Below are 1,572 nucleotides of genomic sequence, written 5' to 3' on the forward strand. Positions count from 1 at the left end.
GGAGTGGGGAGTGGGGGGAAACTATTTTTTTTACTTATACTCAGATCTTGCAGCAGTGGCCAAAACCGCCAGTGGCTATTAGACAGAGAATTTATTCTCTGGCGGGTTTCTGAGGTGTACTTTATAAACCAGCATTCTGCTGTAATACTTCATCCTTCATCAAGATCGCGATGGGATGAGGATTCAGCGATTGGATCGGGGGTTTCGCGATCCGATCGCAGCAGGGCTTCGCGATCGCGCATATTTAGAGGCGATCGTTGAGAGGCTGCTAGGCGATCGATTGACTTGTGTCTGTTACCGGGATGTGTCCACGTTTTCCATGCGGCTTTAACTCCGGCGAAGACGCTACGGGTGTTAATCTGTACCTTTTTCACCTGCCCTTTCGCACCGCTGATACTTTGATCGACTTGTTTAACAACTTGAGAGGCACTTTTAACCCCTTCATTCACATCATTGGTTAAGTCTGTGATTTCCAAACCTGTTAGGCGAATCGCCTCTAGGGTTGGCGGCAATTCGCGCTGAAGTGTATCGGCTAATTTTGCCACGCTACGAGCAGCCCGCGCTAACTCCAGAAAGGCTGGTAGCGCGGCGAATAAAAGGGCAGTTAAACTAACTGCTACCAAGAGAATAGATAATCCTAACCAAAATAGAGGATCAGTCACTGACAGATTACCTATAGCTGATGATTGGAAACTGAGGAGGGAGAATCTGTTGCCAAGTCAGACTTGGAGCGATCGATTTCTTCGCTCTCCTCTACAGATGCCTCAATTCCGGCTGCGATCGCATCTCGCAGTCGATTTAATGTCGCATCCCATCTACGGAGTGCCGATCCTGAAAGGCGATCTGCTTGTAATTGTACTGTGGTCGATAAATCTTCGGCTAATTCTGGCAATGCGTCTGCGGATTTTTTCAATAATTGTCGCGTTTCCCTACCTGTGCGCGGAGCAATCAGGATACCGATGATGGTTCCGATTGTACCGCCCAACAGCATACCTCCAATAAATGCTCCGGCACTTTTCTTTGACATCGTTTGTTATTTGTTGTTAGTTGTTAGTTGTTGGTTGTTGGTTGTTGGTTGTTGGTTGTTAGTTATTGGTTATTTGTTGTTAGTTGTTGGTTGTTGGTTGTTGGTTGTTGGTTGTTCAATTCAAATAACAAATAACAAATAACAAATAACTTCTCACCTCTCACCTTTTCTACGATGTTGCGATGCAGTCTGCGGGCTACGCCATCGCGTGCGCCTGCTACTACGCTTGAGTGCTTCCCGCCATATCCCTTGCATCAAAGCTAATACTGACAAGATTTGCTGAATTTTTTGCCACTGAATTTCTAGTTGCTGATAACTTTGTCTTACTCCTCTTACACCTATTTGCCCCTGATAAATTGGTCCAGGGGCATTGTATAAGGCAGAATGGATGTTACGTTCAGCGGCTGCGATCGCAGCCGTCGCATCTGCTATCACCCTGCGCAATTTCCAGATTTGCCAAGCCCCGTACAGGCAGGCGAGGGAAATCAGTACATTAAAAACTATAACAACTAAGTAGGTGGGCATAAGAAGAGGTGAGTGGGGAG

At 46.6% G+C, this 1,572-nt stretch carries 3 protein-coding genes; all 3 read right to left on the reverse strand.

Translation table 11 applies throughout. The features are described from left to right. Positions 1-149 precede the first annotated feature (149 nt). Positions 150-662: a DUF948 domain-containing protein gene (locus NJ959_RS29315; RefSeq protein WP_254015286.1), complete on the reverse strand. Its 513-nt coding sequence runs from the start codon at positions 660-662 to the stop codon at positions 150-152. Between the two features lie 11 nt (positions 663-673). Further along, positions 674-1,027, reverse strand: coding sequence for a YtxH domain-containing protein (locus tag NJ959_RS29320; RefSeq protein ID WP_254015287.1), 354 nt, complete (start codon positions 1,025-1,027; stop codon positions 674-676). Positions 1,028-1,180: 153 nt separating this feature from the next. Further along, positions 1,181-1,572: hypothetical protein (locus NJ959_RS29325; RefSeq protein WP_254015288.1), on the reverse strand; the 392-nt coding region annotated here is incomplete at its 5' end.

It is taken from the genome of Limnofasciculus baicalensis BBK-W-15 (assembly GCF_024178385.1).
Taxonomy (GTDB): Bacteria; Cyanobacteriota; Cyanobacteriia; order Cyanobacteriales; family Coleofasciculaceae; genus Limnofasciculus; species Limnofasciculus baicalensis.

Excerpts from the sequence above, each read along its gene's own strand:
- NJ959_RS29320 (WP_254015287.1), bottom strand. The coding sequence starts at position 1,027 with ATGTCAAAGAAAAGTGCCGGAGCATTTATTGGAGGTATGCTGTTGGGC.